The 17,000-nt window shown below is 66.6% G+C and carries 12 protein-coding genes; 2 read left to right on the forward strand and 10 right to left on the reverse strand.

What is annotated here, in order from left to right; translation table 11 throughout:
• Nucleotides 1–33: 33 nt before the first annotated feature.
• The 6 genes from AAG801_RS30865 to AAG801_RS30890 form a co-directional block, all read right to left on the reverse strand.
• Entirely contained in the window at nucleotides 34–1,242 is a 1,209-nt protein-coding gene (locus AAG801_RS30865; protein WP_341891820.1) for a hypothetical protein, read from the reverse strand.
• Between the two features lie 4 nt (nucleotides 1,243–1,246).
• Nucleotides 1,247–1,678, reverse strand: coding sequence for a biopolymer transporter ExbD (locus AAG801_RS30870; protein WP_341891821.1), 432 nt, complete (start codon nucleotides 1,676–1,678; stop codon nucleotides 1,247–1,249).
• Nucleotides 1,679–1,682: 4 nt separating this feature from the next.
• Nucleotides 1,683–2,108: a biopolymer transporter ExbD gene (locus tag AAG801_RS30875; RefSeq protein ID WP_341891822.1), complete on the reverse strand. Its 426-nt coding sequence runs from the start codon at nucleotides 2,106–2,108 to the stop codon at nucleotides 1,683–1,685.
• 25 nt (nucleotides 2,109–2,133) lie between these two features.
• A complete protein-coding gene (locus tag AAG801_RS30880; RefSeq protein WP_341891823.1) occupies nucleotides 2,134–2,976 on the reverse strand; it encodes a MotA/TolQ/ExbB proton channel family protein in 843 nt (280 codons plus the stop codon).
• 67 nt (nucleotides 2,977–3,043) lie between these two features.
• A complete protein-coding gene (locus AAG801_RS30885; RefSeq protein ID WP_341891824.1) occupies nucleotides 3,044–3,703 on the reverse strand; it encodes an energy transducer TonB in 660 nt (219 codons plus the stop codon).
• Nucleotides 3,704–3,807: 104 nt separating this feature from the next.
• A complete protein-coding gene (locus AAG801_RS30890; RefSeq protein WP_341891825.1) occupies nucleotides 3,808–6,585 on the reverse strand; it encodes a TonB-dependent receptor in 2,778 nt (925 codons plus the stop codon).
• Between the two features lie 379 nt (nucleotides 6,586–6,964).
• Here AAG801_RS30890 and AAG801_RS30895 point away from each other — a divergent pair, with 379 nt between their 5' ends.
• Entirely contained in the window at nucleotides 6,965–7,330 is a 366-nt protein-coding gene (locus tag AAG801_RS30895; RefSeq protein ID WP_341891826.1) for a hypothetical protein, read from the forward strand.
• 173 nt (nucleotides 7,331–7,503) lie between these two features.
• Nucleotides 7,504–10,626: a S8 family serine peptidase gene (locus AAG801_RS30900; RefSeq protein ID WP_341891827.1), complete on the forward strand. Its 3,123-nt coding sequence runs from the start codon at nucleotides 7,504–7,506 to the stop codon at nucleotides 10,624–10,626.
• A gap of 63 nt (nucleotides 10,627–10,689) precedes the next feature.
• Here AAG801_RS30900 and AAG801_RS30905 read toward each other — a convergent pair whose 3' ends face one another.
• The 4 genes from AAG801_RS30905 to AAG801_RS30920 form a co-directional block, all read right to left on the reverse strand.
• On the reverse strand, nucleotides 10,690–12,528 hold the full coding sequence (locus AAG801_RS30905; RefSeq protein WP_341891828.1) for a dipeptide ABC transporter ATP-binding protein: 1,839 nt from the start codon (nucleotides 12,526–12,528) through the stop codon (nucleotides 10,690–10,692).
• A gap of 10 nt (nucleotides 12,529–12,538) precedes the next feature.
• Nucleotides 12,539–13,981, reverse strand: a complete 1,443-nt coding sequence (locus tag AAG801_RS30910) for an ABC transporter permease (RefSeq protein WP_341891829.1) — start codon at nucleotides 13,979–13,981, stop codon at nucleotides 12,539–12,541.
• A gap of 18 nt (nucleotides 13,982–13,999) precedes the next feature.
• A complete protein-coding gene (locus AAG801_RS30915; protein ID WP_341891830.1) occupies nucleotides 14,000–14,983 on the reverse strand; it encodes an ABC transporter permease in 984 nt (327 codons plus the stop codon).
• A gap of 1 nt (nucleotide 14,984) precedes the next feature.
• The coding region (locus tag AAG801_RS30920) for an ABC transporter substrate-binding protein (RefSeq protein ID WP_341891831.1) at nucleotides 14,985–17,000 on the reverse strand (2,016 nt) is incomplete at its 5' end.

Consider the following 17,000-nt stretch of genomic DNA (forward strand, 5'->3'; position numbering starts at 1 on the left):
GGTGACGGGCTTTGCCACGTCACCGCACCCCTCTCAGCCCTTGCGCCTCGCGTAGAGGCTCCACAGCCGCGCCAGATCGGCCGTGCCGTCGGTACCGCCGACGCTGCGCAGCGTCGCCTGCGCCTTCGCATCGCCTGCCAGCACCTGTGCGATGCCGAGGTGCAGCTTGGCATCCTCGGGCCGCTTCAGGCTGCCCTTGGCGATGCCCTGCTGCATCATCTGCAGGCCCCTGGCACTGTCGCCGCCCAAGGCGGTGGAGAAGCCGAGGTTGACGAGCGCATTGCCGTCCTTGGCCGCATTGGCTTCGGCCTCGGCCGCTACCCGGGCGGCCTTGGCCTCCTCGATCTTCTTCGTGACCAGGTCACGCAGCCGCTTGTGCCGCTCCGCCTCGGCGCCGGCACCGAGCACGCCGCTGGCGAAGCCCTTGTCGACCACCGCCTTGGCCTCCAGCTCGTGGCCGGCCTGCAGCGCGAGCTGGCTCATCTCCATGAAGTCGCTGGCCGAACTCATGCTGCCGGTGGCCAGGCTCAGGCGGTAGGTGTCGAGTACCAGCCGGTCGCTGAAGCCAGGCTTGCGCTGCATGCGGCTGAGCAGATCGACCCAGTACTCCTTCTTCGGGTAGTAGGTGACCAGGCGCTCGAGCGCGAACACCGTCGCGCTCGGGTCCTTCAGCTGCGAGGCGGCATTGAGCAGCAGGTTGAGGCGGTCCTGCGCCGGCGGCGTGCCGGCCTTCTCGGCGGCCTGGATCTCGCCGGTGAGCTCGCGCGCCGCGCCGGCATAGTCGCCGCTGAGGTACTGGCTCTGTATCAGCAGCGTGCGCATCGAGCCGCTGGTGCCACCCTCCTTGAAGTAGCGCTGGCCCCACTGCATGGCCTTCGCATAGTCCTTGGCGCGGTAGTAGCCACCGGAGATCGACTCGGCCATGCGTGCCTTGTCGGCCGCCGAGACCTTGCCGCTGGCAGCGAGCGCCTCGAAGGACTTCGCCGCCGTGTCGTTGTCGCCGGCGCCGGAGGCCGCGGCGATGCGCATGCGCTCGACCAGGAAGCTCTCGTTGGCGTTCTTGCTGCCGACCGCATCGGCCTCGCGGACCTTGGCCAGCGCCTCCTTGTACTTGCCGGTCTTGATCAGCTCCTGCGCGGCCTGCAGCGGCTTGCCGATATCGGGGCGCACGGCCTCCTGCGCCTGGGCGCCGAGCGCGACGCACAGTGCCGCGGCAAGCACGGTGATTCGAAGATGCTTCATGGCGCTACTTGACGAACTGTTCGTTGCCCACCATGCCGAGCTTGGTGACGCCCAGCCGCTGCGCAGAGGCCATCACCATCGCGACAGACTTGTACTCGACTAGCTTGTTCGGCCGGATGTGCACCTCGGCCTGGTCCGGCTCGGCGGCCACGCGGGCCAGGCGGTCTTCCAGCGCCGCACGGTCGGCCAGCGCCTCGCCGTTCCACAGCACGGTGCCGTCGAAGTCGATGTCGATCGTCACCACGACCGGGTCTCGCTGCACCGCCGGCGGCGCGCCCTGCGGCATGTTCAGGTTGACGCTGTGCAACTGGATCGGGATCGTGATGATCAGCATGATCAGCAGCACCAGCATCACGTCGATCAGCGGCGTGGTGTTGATGTCGACCATCACGTCCGGGTCGCCCGAGCCGGAGCCCGAGCCGATGTTCATTCCCATATGTTCACCCCTTCGGCGGCGGTTCGGTGACGAAGCTGATCTTGGCGATCGCCGCGCGCTGGCAGGCGAAGACGACGCGCCCGATCGACTCGTAGCGTGTCTTCTCGTCGCCGCGGATGTGGATCTCCGGTTGCGGGTTCATCACCGCCACCTTCTTCAGCCGCTCGAACAGTGCGTCGTTGTCAGCCACTGCCTGGTTGTTCCAGAACACGTCGCCCTCGCGGCTGACCGAGATCTCGATGTTCTCGGGCTTGGTCTGCCGCGCGATGTTGTTCTCCTTCGGCAGCGACATCGCGATCGACTGCGTGACCACCGGGATGGTGATGAGGAAGATGATCAGCAGCACCAGCATCACGTCGACGAGCGGCGTGGTGTTGATGGTGCTGGTGACTTCGTCCTCGTCGCCGCCCGAGCCTACGTTCATGCCCATGGCGCTTCTCCAGGTACGTGGTGGATCAGCGGGCCTGCTTGGCGCCCATCAGCACGCCGTGCACATCGGCCGCGAAGCCGCGCACCGAGTCCATCGTCACCTTGTTGCGACGCACCAGCCAGTTGTAGCCGAGCACCGCCGGCACCGCGACGGCCAGGCCGATGGCGGTCATCAGCAGCGACTCGCCCACCGGGCCAGCCACCTTGTCGATCGAAGCCTGGCCGGCGATGCCGATCGCGGTCAGCGCGTTCAGGATGCCCCACACCGTGCCGAACAGGCCGATGAACGGCGCGGTCGAGCCGACGGTGGCGAGGAAAGCCAGGCCGTCCTGCAGGCGCGACTGCACTTCGTCGACGGCGCGCTGCACGCTCATCGACACCCAGGTGTTGCGGTCGATGTTCTCGGTCAGCGCACCCTCGTGGTGGTCACCGGCTTCCATCGCGGTCTCGGCGATGAAGCGGAAGGCGCTGCCGTCCTTCAGCTTCTTGGTGCCATCCTGAAGGCTGGACGACTTGAAGAAGCCGCTGCGCGCGGCCTTCGCCTCGCCGCTGATCTTGAAGCTCTCGAACAGCTTGGTGACCAGGATGTACCAGCTGCCCATGCTCATCAGCACGAGGATGATCAGCGTGCCCTTGGCAACGAAGTCGCCCTGCGCCCACAGCGCCTTCAGGCCGTACGGGTTGTCGACGACTTCCTTGCTGACCGTGGGTGCAACCGGGGCGGCGGGCGCGGCGGGCGCCGGCTCGGCGGCCGGGGCGGTGGCAGCCGGCGCAGCCTCGGGCGCGGAGGCCTGGGCAAAGGCGACGGCCGGCGCCAGGCCGAGGGTCAGCGAGAGGAAGAAGGCAGCAATGTGTTGACGGAAAGACATGTTGGTTCTCTTTCTGGTGTGCAGAGAAATCGGAAGGTGAACGGGAGCGGCCGGGATCGGGCCGTGTTCACTCCATCTTGTAGCTGAAGGGCACCTGGACGACGACCTCGTGGCCTTGGCCCTGGCACTGGTACTCCTCGACGATCTTCGCCGCGGCACGCGCGAAGATCGGGTGCGAGGCACGCACCGCCTTGACGTTCTTGACCTCGCCACCAGCGCCGAGGGTGAACTGCATCAGCACCTCGCCCTTCTCGAGCCCGGCGCGGGCAGCCTCACGCGGAAACGAGGCATCACCCATCTTCTGGCGATAGTTCGCGCAGGCGACGGCGGCAGACACCACAGCGGGCGCCGGCGGAGCGGGTGGCGCAGCGACCACCGGCGGTGGCGCCGGCGCGATCACCACCGGTGCAGGCGGCGGCGTCGGCGTCACGGCCGTGATGGTCGGCTGTGGCGGCGGCGGCGTCGCGATCTGGATCTCCGGTGGCGGGATGAAAGGTGGCGGCGGCGCTTCCAGCTTGGGCGGCGGCGGCACCACGATCTCGGGCGGCGGCGGGGGCTTCTTGATCTCTTCGATGACCTTGGTCTCGATCGGTGCACGCACCACCTCGACCACCTTCTTGGCAAGACCAGTCACCAACGCGTAGACGACGAAAGCGTGGAACAGGATGACAGCGCCGATTCCCACGAGGTGTTTTCGTGGGTCGCGCTGCCGCTGGGCGAAGTTCATGTCCTGGGGTCTCCAGTTCGCAAGCGGGCAAGGATAACGAAAATGCCCGCCGGCTCGTGACCAGCGGGCATGTAAGGAGAGCTAACAGTCTAGGCGATCGACGCTCAGAAGAACTTGTAGCTCGCGCGCAGCATGATGCTGCGACCCAGCGGATCCGTGAAGCGCGGATCGTAGCCACGCTGGAACGTGGTCACCTGGCCGGACAGCGGCGGCGCGCGGTCGAACACGTTGTTCAAGCCCGCCGTGAGCGTCAGGTTCTTGACGCCCGTCCAGGTCACTGCAAAGTCGTGCAGCGCGTAGCTCGCCACGTCGTTCACGCCGTCCTGGTCGGTGTAGCCGGTCTTGAAGCGCTGTGCGAGCAGCGCACTCCAGTCACCCATGCTCCAGGTCGCCGTGGCCACGTGCTGCCAGCGGAACACCGGCGCATTGTCGGAGTAACGGCCAGTCGCGCTGATGAAGGCACCGCCCTTCTCGCGCTGGTACTTGTAGCCGATCACGTAGGTGCCGTCGACGCTCAGGCCGAACGAGCCCATCGGCGTGGCGCCCGAGCGCCAAGCCGCCGCCAAGTCCAGACCGCGCGTCTTCAGCTCGCCGAGATTCTCGGTGGGGCTGTCGATATAGGCGATCGGGTCGAAGCCTGGATAGTTCAAGCACGAGTCGATGTCGGAGCGGATGATGCCAGGGCCGCTGGTGGGCAGTTGGCTGCAGCGCAAGATGCGGCCAGAGTACTTCGTCGAGTTCGCGAAGATCTCTTGCTCGGGCAACCCGGTAATCAAGTTCCGGATGGAGATCTGCCAGTAGTCAACCGAGAAGGAGACATTCGAAGCCGGATCGAACACCAGACCCACACTAAAGTTCTTCGCCTTCTCTGGATCGAGGCTCGACGCATTCTGCCCATTGGACACAGGGCCGACGTTTCGTTGAAGCACCTGCTGACCACAGACAACACTTTCCAGCGTTCCAGGCTGCTTCACACCACCGGGGCAAAGAACGGGATCGTCGTAGTTGTCAGAGGTGAAAGTCAGTGACTGCGGTTGGTACAGTTCGTACAGCGTCGGCGCGCGGAAGCCGGTATTGGCTGAACCGCGGATGAGCACTTCGCGCGTCGGCTGGTATCGCAGCCCGATCTTCGGATTTACCGTGTTGCCGGTACCGCTGTACTTGTCGAATCGCACAGCCGTTGTCAGCTCGAGTTGCTTGGTGACGGGAATGTTCAACTCAGCATAGGTCGCTGCAATCTTGCGTTTCCCGGACGTGTCGCCGTCGGGATCGATGCCAAGGCTCGGCAACTCCCCAGTAATGTCCAGTGCCTCGAAGCCAGACTTCTCGGTGCGGTACTCGACACCGAAAGCACCAGCCAACATTCCAGCAGGCATCTGCATCAGTTCCTTCGACACCCGCAGATCGACGAAGTTGACCTTGTTCTCGCCGATCTGCGTTGGCGCGTTCACCTGCGCTGCATCGATCGCCGCTTGGCCCGCAGCATCTTGCGGACCAAACGGATTGATTACGCCGGACGTGATCCCGGCCTGCAGCAGGTTGTTTCTCAGATAGCCACTCTTGACTGATGCCTCGCTCTTGTTCTTCGTCTGCCCGAGAGCCGTGCGGTAGTCCCAGCCGGAGAAGATACCCGACAGTTCGACCATCGCGCGTGTTGTCGTCGTGTCATCAGCACTGACTCGCTTGCCCCCCGGCACAGTGCGCCAATTGACCACTCCCCCAGTCTGCACGCCTGGGGTGTTCGGATCGAAGTCGAGATCCACGCAGTTCGTGAAACCGCAGTCCGAGTTGATGTCTTCCGGGCCAGGATTGACCGGGTCAGGAGTCTGAGTGAACGGAGCGCCAGGGATCCACCGCGGATTGCTGGTCAGCATTACATGGCTAGTCGGCGACGGAGCGACCTTCGCCGTGCTCTTGTTGTTCGCGTGAAGATACTCCACCGCAACGGTGTGATCAGGCGTGAGCGCCAACGTACCCCGGAGGAGACCCGTGATCTGCTCATTGTCGGTGAGGATGTCAATGTCGCGGGTGAAGTCGTAGCGGCACGACGTTCCCGACGCACTGGGGATCGACGAGGGCGGATTGCAGTTCGGCAAAGAGGGCTCGACGCCGTTCAGATCACCCGGGAACGAAGTACCGCTGGTGCCAGCATTGATGGCACCGCGAATGATCCCCGTCTTTGCAAAATTGCGATCAACGGCCTCAAGCACCGACTGCTTGCGCAAGTCCAGGCTGCCGAAGATGTTGAACTTCTGCTCTGCCAGCGAACCGTAGCCGCCAGACAGGCTAACGCGGTTGGAATCGCCACCACCCTTGCCGCGCGGCTGAATCGTCTGTGCGCTGATCTCAAGGCCCGTGTACTCGCGCTTGAGGATGAAATTGATAACGCCACCAATGGCATCGCTACCGTAGATCGCCGAGGCGCCGTCACGCAGAACCTCGATGCGATCGACTGCCGCCAGCGGGATCGCGTTCAGGTCGACCGCCGCGGCGTCGAAGGAGTGATTGGCAAGGCGACGACCGTTCAGCAGCACGAGTGTCTTATTGGCGTTGGTATTGGTCGGACCACTCAATCCTCGCAGGTCCGCTTCGGACTTGCCGCCGGTCGTCCCACCGATCGAGGAACTCGCGCCGAAACTCGACTGGTTGGCGGCAATGCGAGCCATTGCCTGTTCGGTCGTCGTGACACCCTGCTTGGTGAGATCGTCCACCTTGATGACCGTGACCGGCAGTGCCGTCTCGGTCGAGGCACGGCGGATCGACGAGCCGGTGATCTCGACCCGTTCGAGCGACTGCTGCGCGTAGGTGGGCTGGCTGGCCAGCCCCACGAGCCCGCCGAGGGCCGCAAGGACGCCTGCGCTGACCTTCGTTCTTCTGAACATGTGATCTCCTGTGAAAGCGGAAAGGTTGATCGATAGACCCTGCCCCGAGCAAGACACATGCCGCCTCTGTAAGCCGGCTGAGTCTCGTCTGCGAAGACATGTAAAAGAATTGTCACCATAGCAGTGCGCAAACTTGTCTAGGGGTTTCCTTGGGCCGCTGCGTAACGGAGACGCCCGGCGGCGCGATGGCGAGACCCGGCGCGCCCCGCCAAGCCACGATCGGCGTGGGTTTGCGCCGCAAGGCCAGGGGCAGAAACCTCGCCGCGCCACGGGCCGCCGACCGGGCGGATAGGTGCATGCCCCTAAGATGCGGGATCGCTTCGTTGGCTGTGTGCAACATGCACATGGGCTCCGCCATCACCACGGAGATCATCGCCACGTGAAGACCCCGTTGCGGACTCCCAGCCTGCACATTCCCGCCTCGCTGATCGCGGTGCTGCTGCATGCGAGTGCCACGGCCGGCCCGACCGTCGAGGTCTGGCTCGACCTCAGCGAGCCGCCACCCGGACTGCAGGCCGATGCGTCGGGCGCGACCGAGCGTATAGCAAGACTGCGCGCGCAGCAGGATGACATCGCGGCTCGGCTGCCTGTGCTCGGTGCCGTCGAACTGGCGCGGGTACAGCGCGTGGGCAACTCGATCGCGGTGCGCGTCGATGCCGATCGGATTTCCGACCTGCAGACACTGCCCGGTGTCAAGCGGGTTCGCCCGGCCCGAACGTTGCATCCACCCAAACCGATGCCCTGAGCCGGTTGCGGGTCCATACCCCGTTGACGCTCGTCACACGGCGTGATGCAGTCGCACGTCGGGTTCGGACGTCAAGGCTGCAGGCCATCCGCCTGCAAACGCATCGAAACCCGGCCGGCGCTCATCGGGCGTTGCCATCGATAAATAAGTCTTAGGAGGTCCACGTGAAAAGAATGTTCACACCCCTGGCGGTGGGCGCGGCAGCTTGGCTGCTGGTGGCCTGCGGCGGCGGGGATTCGCCGGGCTCGACATCGGCCGACGCGCAGCGCGCGACCGACAGCGCCTACCGCGTCGCTGCGCCCGTGGGCTCCACGGCCAGCCGACTCGACGCCCGATTGAAGGGCGCGCAGGGTCAGGTGCGCGTGTGGGTATCTCTCGAGCAGAACTCGGTGGCAGCCCAGCGCGCCGCATTGGCGGAGTCCGATTCACTGCTGGCCTCCGACCGCAAGGCGATCAAGTCCGCCCCCTCGCTTCGCGCTGGCGTCGCCGAACACCGCCTGCGCATCCGCGACGCGCAGGGTGCCGTGGCCAGCCGCCTCGAATCGCTCGGCGGCAAGGTGCTGGCTCGCGTGCAGAACGCGCACAACGCCGTCGCCGTGAGCATCGATGCCGCGCAGCTCGCGCAGGTCGCGGCCATCTCCGGCGTCGCCAAGGTGCGCCCGGTGCTCGACTACCAGCTGGACCTCTCTGCCACCGTGCCCTATGTAGGCGCCGCAACCGCCCAGGCCAAGGGCGTGGACGGCAGCGGCGTGACCGTGGCGGTGCTCGACTCGGGCATCGACTACACCCACCGCAACCTCGGTGGTGAAGGCACCGATGCCGCATACGCCGCGGCCTACGGCACCGCGACCTCGGACCCGAAGAACACCACGCTCGACGGCCTGTTCCCCACCGCCAAGGTGGTGGCGGGCTTCGACTTCGTCGGCGAATCCTGGCCGAACTCGCCCGAGCTGCCTGACCCGGATCCGATCGACCTCGAAGGCCACGGCACGCACGTGGCCGACATCATCGCGGGCCAGAGCCTGGACGGCGCGCACAAGGGCGTCGCCCCGGGTGCGAAGCTGGTCGCGGTCAAGGTCTGCAGCGCCGTGGCCACCTCGTGCAGCGGCATCGCGTTGCTGCAAGGCATGGACTACGCGATCGACCCCGACGGTGACGGCGACACCAGCGATGCTGTCGATGTCATCAACATGTCGCTCGGTTCGTCATACGGCCAGTTCGAGGACGACCTGACGCAGGCCGCGAGCAACGCCGTGCGCCTGGGCGTGGTCGTGGTTGCCTCGGCCGGCAACAGCGCCAACAAGCCCTATGTCGTCGGCTCGCCGTCGATCGCCCCCGGGGTGATCAGCGTCGCGCAGACAGAGGTGCCGGGTGCCGTAGCCATCCCGTTGGTGGTCAATGCGCCCGCGGCGATTGCCGGTACCTATGCCAACACGCAGACGATGGAGTGGGCGCCGGTCGACAAGACCGTCACCGGCGACGTGGTCTACGTCGGCCGAGCCTGCCCGGGCGACGCGCTGCTCGCCAACCCGGCCGGCAAGATCGCGCTGATCGACCGCGGCACCTGCTCGGTCAGCCTGAAGGTCGACATCGGCGCAGACGCAGGCGCCACCGGCGTGCTGATCGGCCTGGTGGCTCCCGGCGACGCCGTGTCCTTCTCGTTCGGCGGTGGCGACACCTTCGTTCCTTCGCTGGTCATCCAGCAATCGTTGTCGAACGCGATCAAGGCGCAGCTGACCACCGGGGCGGTCAACGTGACGCTCTCGCCGGACAGCGGCATCTCGCTCGCGGGCAGCATCACGGCGTCGTCCTCGCGCGGCCCGTCGACCAGTGCCCAGACGATCAAGCCCGAGATCGGCGCGCCCGGCGCATCGATGTCGGCCGAGGTCGGCACGGGCACGGGCGAAACGCCGTTCGGCGGCACGTCCGGTGCGGCACCGATGGTGTCCGGCGGCGCGGCGCTGCTGCTGCAGGCATTCCCGAACCGCAAGCCCGAGCAGATCAAGGCGATGCTGATGAACAGCGCCGAGACGACGATCTACACCAATCCCGCACTGCTTCCGGGACAGCTCGCACCGATCACGCGCATCGGCGCAGGTGAGATGCGCGTCGACCGTGCATTGGCGCTGAGCACGATCGCGTACAACCGCGAGTCGAAGTCGGCAGCCCTGTCGTTCGGCACGGTGGATGCCGCGGGTCCGATGGTGATCTCGAGGAAACTGCGCATCGAGAACCTGGGCAAGTACGGTCGCGCCTACAGCATCACGCCGAGCTTCCGATTTGCGGACGACCAGGCCAGCGGCGCGGTACGCGTGATCGTCCGTCCGTTCACCTATGTCTCGGCACGAGGCTACGAGGACATCGATGTCAAGTTGGTGATCGACCCGCGCAAGCTGCCCGAGTGGACACTCAACGGCGGCTCGCAGGGCGGCAACGGCGCGCTGCTGAACGGCCCGGAGTACGACGGCTACCTGACGCTGAGCTCCAGCGGCGAGAAGCTGACCGTGCCCTGGCACGTGCTGCCGCGCAAGGCTGCCGCGGCCGACGCCGAGCTGAGCCAACGTGGCAAGCCCGGGCCCTCCCTCAAGCTGCGCAACTTTGGCGTGGAAACCTCGCTGTACGAGGTGTTCTCGCTGGCCGGCCAGAGCACGAAGATCCCGCGCAGCGAGATCCCCGGCCCGGGTTCCAACCAGGCGGTGATCGACCTGCGCTCGGTCGGCGTGCGCTACCTGTCGGCAGACGTGGCGGGTGAGGACCTGATCGAGTTCGCGATCAACACGAACGGTCGCCGTGCGCACCCTGCGTACCCGGGCGGATTCGAGGTGGACATCGACACCAACGGCGACGGTGAGGTCGACTACTTCGTCTACAACTCGGAGAATGGCGGCTTCGCCGCCTCTGGGCAGACAGTGGTTGCGGTGCAGTCGGCCACCACGGGCGCCACCGGGGTGTACTACTTCGCTGATGCGGACCTGAACTCGGGCAACATCATCATGACCGTTCCGATGGCGGCGCTGGGCATTGTCCCGGGCACCACCATCACCTTCGATGCGCTGGCCTACGACAACTACTTCTCGGGTCTGATCAGCGATTCGATCGAGGGCATGGTGTTCACGCCAGGCAACGAGCGCTTCGGCGTGGTCGACCTGCCGTTCGGTGAAGTCGCGTCGTGGACGTCGGCGACGCTGGGCGTCAGGACCGCGACGCTGCCGGATACGGTCAGCACCGAGCGCGGCTTGCTGGTGATGTACCGCCGCAATGCGGGCAAGGAGGCAGACGCGATCCGCATCCGCTGATCGAGCAGCTTCAATGGAAAGGGGCCGCGCAAGCGGCCCCTTTTTTTGTCGCCTCGCCAGTGATCAGGCGTTGGCTGGCACGGCGATGCGTGGAACCGCCGCCAGCAGCGTGCGTGTGTAGGCCGACTGCGGCGCACCAAGCACCTGCTCGACGCTGCCCTCCTCCTCGATGCGGCCACGCTGCATCACCGCGATGCGGTCGGCGATGTACTCGACCACGCCGATGTTGTGCGTGATGAAGAGGTAGGACACACCGGTCTCGCGCTGCAGGTCGCGCAGCAGGTTGAGGATCTGCGCCTGCACCGACACGTCCAGCGCCGAGGTCGGCTCGTCGCAGACGATCAGCCGCGGCTCGACCGCCAGCGCCCGCGCGATCGCGATGCGCTGGCGCTGGCCGCCGGAGAACTCGTGCGGGTAGCGCTGCAGCACGTCGCGGCGCAGGCCGACCTGGTCGACCAGCCTGTGCAGCCGCTCGCGCCGCGCCGCAGCGTCGAGGTCGGGGCGCAGCGCAATCAGGCCCTCCTCGAGAATCTCGAGCACGCGCATGCGCGGGTTCAGCGAGCCGAACGGATCCTGGAAGACGATCTGCACCGCGCGGCGGGCGTTGCGCAGCGCCTCGCCTTCGAGGGCGAACAGGTCCTGGCCTTCGAAGCGCGCCTCGCCGGCGATGACCGCCTGGTGGCGCAGCAACTGCACGATCGCCTTGCCGGTGGTGGTCTTGCCGCAGCCCGATTCGCCGACCAGCGCCAGCGTGCGGCCGGCGGGGATGTCGAAGGAAATGTCGTCGACCGCGACGAAGGCCCCGGCCACGCGCTGCAGCAGCCCGCGGCGGATCGGGAAGCGCACGGACAGGCTGCGCACCTCGAGCAGCGGCTTGTCGATCGCCTCCCCGCGTGGCGCGTCGTAGCGCAGCGGCGCTGCCACCGGTGCCTCTGCCGACATGCTGGCGCCATCGCGATACAGCAGGCAGCGCACGCTGGCGCCACCGACGGGCTCGAGCTCGGGCAGCGTGTGGTGGCACTCGTCCATCACCCGCTCGCAGCGCGGTGCGAAGCGGCAGCCGGTGAAGTCCTGCCACAGCGGCGGCACCGTGCCGCCGATGGCGGCCAGCGAGCCGCCACGCTTGCCGGTGTCGGGCAGCGCTCGCAGCAGCGCGCGGGCATAGGGGTGGCGCGGCGACGCGAAGAACTCCGCTGCGCTCGCCACCTCGATGATCTGGCCGGCGTACATCAGCGCCACCTGCTGGGCCATGCCCGCGACCACCGCCAGGTCGTGCGTGATCAGCAGCAGGCCCATGCCCTGCTCCCTCTGCAACTGCTTGAGCAGGTCGAGGATCTGCGCCTGGATGGTCACGTCCAGCGCCGTGGTCGGCTCGTCGGCAATCAGGAAGTCGGGTTCGCAGGCCAGCGTCATCGCGATCATCACGCGCTGCTTCTGGCCGCCGGACAGACGGAACGGGTAGTCGTCGATGCGCCGCTCGGGCTCGGGGATGCCGACCTTGCGCATCCATTCGATCGCCCTGGCGCGCGCCGCCTCGCCGCGCAGTTCGGTGTGACTCTCGATCGCCTCGACGATCTGGTCGCCGACGCGCATCACCGGGTTCAGGCTGGTGGCCGGCTCCTGGAAGATCATGCCGATGCGCCCGCCGCGCACCGCGCGCATGCTGGATTCGGGCAGTGCCAGCACGTCGTGGCCCTCGACCAGCACGCGGCCGTTCGTGATGCCGCCGTTGTCGGGCAGCAGGCGCATCAGCGCCAGCGCCGTCATGCTCTTGCCGCAGCCCGATTCACCCACCAGCGCGAAGGTCTCGCCGCGAGTGATCGCCAGGCTCAGTCCGTCGATGGCGCGCACCAGGCCGGCATCGGCGTCCAGCGCCACCTTGAGGTCGTCGATCTTCAGCATGGGATGCGCCTCAGGCGATGCTGCGCTTCAGGAAGCGCGGGCGGAAGCTGCGCGCGCGCGGATCGAAGGCGTCGCGCACGCCGTCGGCGAACAGGTTGGCGGCCAGCACCAGCGTGACCATGAAGCCGAAGGCGGCGGCGAAGCTCCACCACACCACCGGATCGCGGCTCATCTCGCTGCGTGCCAGGTTGATCATGCCGCCGAAGCTGTTGGTCGACGGGTCGACGCCGACACCGACGTAGGTCAGCACCGCCTCGTAGAGGATCAGGTCTGAGAAGCTCAGCACGGTGGTGATCAGCACCAGGTGCATCACGTTGGGCGCGATGTGCCGCGCCATGATGCGCATCGGGCCGACGCCGAAGGCGGTGGCGGCCTGCACGAACTCGAGCTCGCGCAGCTTCAGCGTCTCGCCGCGCACCAGCCGGCATAGCGTCGCCCAGCCGGTCAGGCCGAGGATCACGCAGAGCAGGAAGATCTTCAGGTCGGAGCGTTCCAGGCCGGTCTCGAACAGGTCCGGGTTCTTGTCGAGGAAGACCTGCACCATCAGCACACAGGCAGCAATCAGCAGCACGTTGGGCACCGAGCTGAGCGTGGTGTAGAGGTACTGGATCAGTTCGTCGACCCAGCCGCGGAAGTAGCCGGCCAGGATGCCCAGCACCACCGCGAAGGGCAGCGTTGCCACCGTGGCCAGCGTGCCGATCACGAAGGCCGTGCGCACGCTCTTCATCGCCTGGTAGAAGACGTCGTTGCCGGTGCGGTCGGTGCCGAACAGGTGGTAGTGGCCCATGAGCGCGATCGCCGGCCCGGCCAGCAGGCAGATCACCGTGACGGTGATCAGCGCGGCGCGCAGCGGCAGATCGGTGCGGTCGCTGACGATGTCACGCAGCGCCTGACCCACCCCGCCATGCGAGCGGCGCACCAGCGCCGCCGTGCCGAGTGCGATCAGCGCGGCGGCGATCAGCCCGCCGATCGCGCCGGCGACGGTGCGCGTCGCGATGTCGCCCGCCCAGTCGCGCGCCGGGTCGGCCAGGTGCGATCCGGCGTACTTCAGACGAGGGAAGTCGCGCACCGGCTGGCCGTCGCGCTCCATCGGCTCCTTGTTGAGGCCGAGGTAGGCCAGCGGCGCCGAGTAGCCGGTCTCGCGCATGGCGATCTGCCGCGACAGCAGCACATCGAGCAGGCTCTCGGTGCTGGTGGCGTAGAAGGTCCGCGCATCGGCCTTGGCACCCGCGGCGGGCGACAGGGCGCGGCGGAAGTGCACGCTGTCGGCCAGCGTCACCAGCGCGAACAGCGCCATCACGATGGCCGCTGAGAACGCCGCCGGGTCACGCAGCACCTTCCACCAGTTGGCACGCAGGTTGTGGTTGATGCTCACGCGCCAGGCGTAGAAGGCCAGCGCCACCAGCATCAGGAACAGGACCGCATCGGTCCAGAGCAGAACGAACTTCGGCATGTGGTGTTCTCGCTCCGCTCAGGACAGCCGCACGCGCGGGTCGGCCCAGGTGTAGGCCACGTCGATCAGCACGTAGCTGAAGATGTACAGCAGCGCTCCGAGGAAGACCATCGAGCGCACGATGGCGAAGTCCTGGCCGCTGATCGCCTCGATGACGAAGGCGCCGAGCCCCGGGATGCCGAAGAAGCTCTCGAACACCAGGCTGCCGAGGAAGACATAGGGCAGGTAGGAGCCGGCGCTGGTGATGATCGGGATCATCGCGTTCTTCAGCACGTGGCGGAACAGCACCACCGCCTCCGACAGGCCCTTGGCGCGCGCGGTGCGCACGTAGTCCTTGCCGATCTCCTCCAGGAACATCGCGCGGTACAGCCGCGCCTCGCCGCCCAGCCGCGACAGCAGCGACAGGATGATCGGCAGGATCAGGAACTTCACCGCGTCCAGCCCCGGCGCGTAGCCGTTGATCGGCACCAGGCGCAGTACGCGCGAGAACAGAAACTGGCCGACGATGATGTAGAACAGCGCCGAGATCGACAGCATCAGCACGCACAGCACCACGCCCCAGAAGTCGATGCGCGAGTGGCGGAAGAACACCAGCAGCAGCGCGAAGGCCGTGCTGGCGATCACCTGCAGGATGAACAGCGGCAGCGCCAGCTGCAGGCTGACCCACATGCGCGTCTTGATCTCGTGGCCGATGTCGATCGCATTGCGCGCATCGGAGCGGCCGAACTGCAGCGCGAAGAGCGACACCGAACGCTCCCAGACGATGGTCTGCGTCAGCTTCGCACCGCCCTCCTCCTTCGCGTTCCAGTACAGCGGCTTGTCGTAGCCGCGCTCGGACTTCCACTTGTCGATCTGCTCCTGCGTGACGCGCTTGCCGCCGATGTTCAGCCGCGCCATGTCGTCGGGCGTGTTGACGCTGAAGAACAGCACGAAGGTGAACAGGTTGACGCCGATCAGGATCAGCACCCCATAGCCGAGACGGCGGATCAGGTAGTTCAGCATCTCAGGCTCCCGCGGCCGGCGCGACCGCGGCGTTCTTCGGTTTGGCCGTGGCCAGCTGGCGCACGCGGTAGCCGCGCCAGGCCAGGCCAACCATCGCCAGCAGCGCCAGCGCGATCAGCGCCAGCGGCCAGCGCACCGGCTGGTTCCACTCGGCCTGCTTGGCCACGCGCAGCGCCGGGTCGACGCGGTAGTACTTGGCCAGGTCGCGCACCAGGATGCTCGGCTTGCCGTTGTGCGCCCAGGGCTGGAAGGCCAGCGCGACGTAAGGCCAGTAGCCCCAGGCCCAGGGTGCGTCCTCGCGCACCACGGCGACCATCTGGTCGATCACCTTCTGCTTCTCGGGCCCGTCCTCCAGCGTCTGCATGATGCGGTAGAGGCGGTCGTACTCCGGGTTGCTGTAGTTGGCTGCGTTCTCGCCCTGGTTCGGGTACTTGGCGTTCGGGCCGTAGAGCAGGAACAGGAAGTTCTCCGCGTCCGGGTAGTCGGCCAGCCAGCCCCACCAGAAGATCTGCTGCTTGCCCTTGAGCATCTTGTCCTGGAACTGGTTGTAGTCGGTGGCGCGGATCTCCAGCTGCACGCCGAGCTTGCCGAACTGCTTGACCATCCAGTCGAGTTCGGACTTCAGCTCCGGCGTCGGCGCACGCTGGTAGTCGTAGTTCAGCACCAGCGGCTTGCCGCTCTTCGCATCACGACCCTCGGGGTAGCCCGCTTCGGCGAGCAGCTTCTTCGCGTCGTCGAGCGTGCGCCGCACCGGCTGGCCGTTGACGACCTTATGGGTCACCGGGTTGATGCCGTCGGCGTGGCCCTCGCGCGAACCGAACACGCCCGGCGGCACCGGGCCATGCGCCGTCACGCCGCCCTTGGTGCGGAAGATGCGGCCGTAGCCCTCCTCCCAGTCGATCGCGATCGACAGCGCGTGGCGCAGCTTGCGGTTCCTGACCTGCTGCTCGGGCGTGTCGCCCTTGCCGACCACCGGGTCCAGCCAGTTGAAGCCGAGGTACCAGTTGTTGATGTCTGTGACCTGCGGGAAGGCGAAGCCCTTGGCCTCGTACTGGCGCTTGACCTCGTCGGAGTCCTCCATGTCGACACGGAAGTCGACGCCCCACTCCGGTCGCTCGATCTCGGGAATGTCCAGGTAGCCCTGCTTGAACATCTCCTTGCGCGGCACCTTCTCCTTGACGATCGTGGAGACGAAGGTGTCGGCGAAGGGCATGGTCTTGCCGCAGTCGTCGAGCAGGCCGGCCTCCTTGTCGCCGGGTTCGCCTTCGCAGGGATAGGGCTCGCCGCGGTAGTTCGGGTTGCGCTTCATGACATGCCGGCGGTCCTGCACGAACTCGGTCATCATGTACGGGCCCGTGCCCACCGGCCACTTGACCAGCGACAGGCCGTTGGCATTCATGCCCGGCTGCGAATAGAAGGCATCGGCCTCCCAGGGCACCGGCGAGCTGAAGGTCATCGCCAGCCAGTACTTCCACTGCGGGTACTTGCCCTTGATGCGGAAACGGATGGTGTGGCTGTCCGGCGCCGTCACGCCGGCCAGCGGCCAGCGGCGGAAGTCGAGGAAGGGCTTGTCCACGCTCGACTCGGGCAGGCCCTTGAGCAGCTTGGCATCCTCGGCCTTGATCAGCGCCGAGTACTCCTTCAGCCCGACGATGTACTCCGAGAAGATCGCGAAGATCGGCGCCTCGATGCGCGTGGTGGCGTGGCGCTTGAAAGCGTAGACGTAGTCCTCGGCGACCAGTTCGCGCGTGCCCTGCTTGTCGAAGTCCCATGGCGAGCGCTTGTCGCCCACCTGGCCCGGCTTCATCGCATGGTAGAGATACTCGCCCTTGTCGTTCTTCGCGAAGGCCGGGTGCGGCGCGAAGAGGATGCCCTTCTTCAGCTTGACCTCGTAGATGCTCTCGGCGATCTGCTCGGCCGGCGCGTCGTCGGGCAGCGGCTGCCCCGTCTTGTCGACGTAGTGCGGCCTGGCGACCTCCTCCGCCGTCTTCGGGATCAGCACATACGGCCGCTTGAG

The organism is Variovorax sp. YR752 (assembly GCF_943372545.1).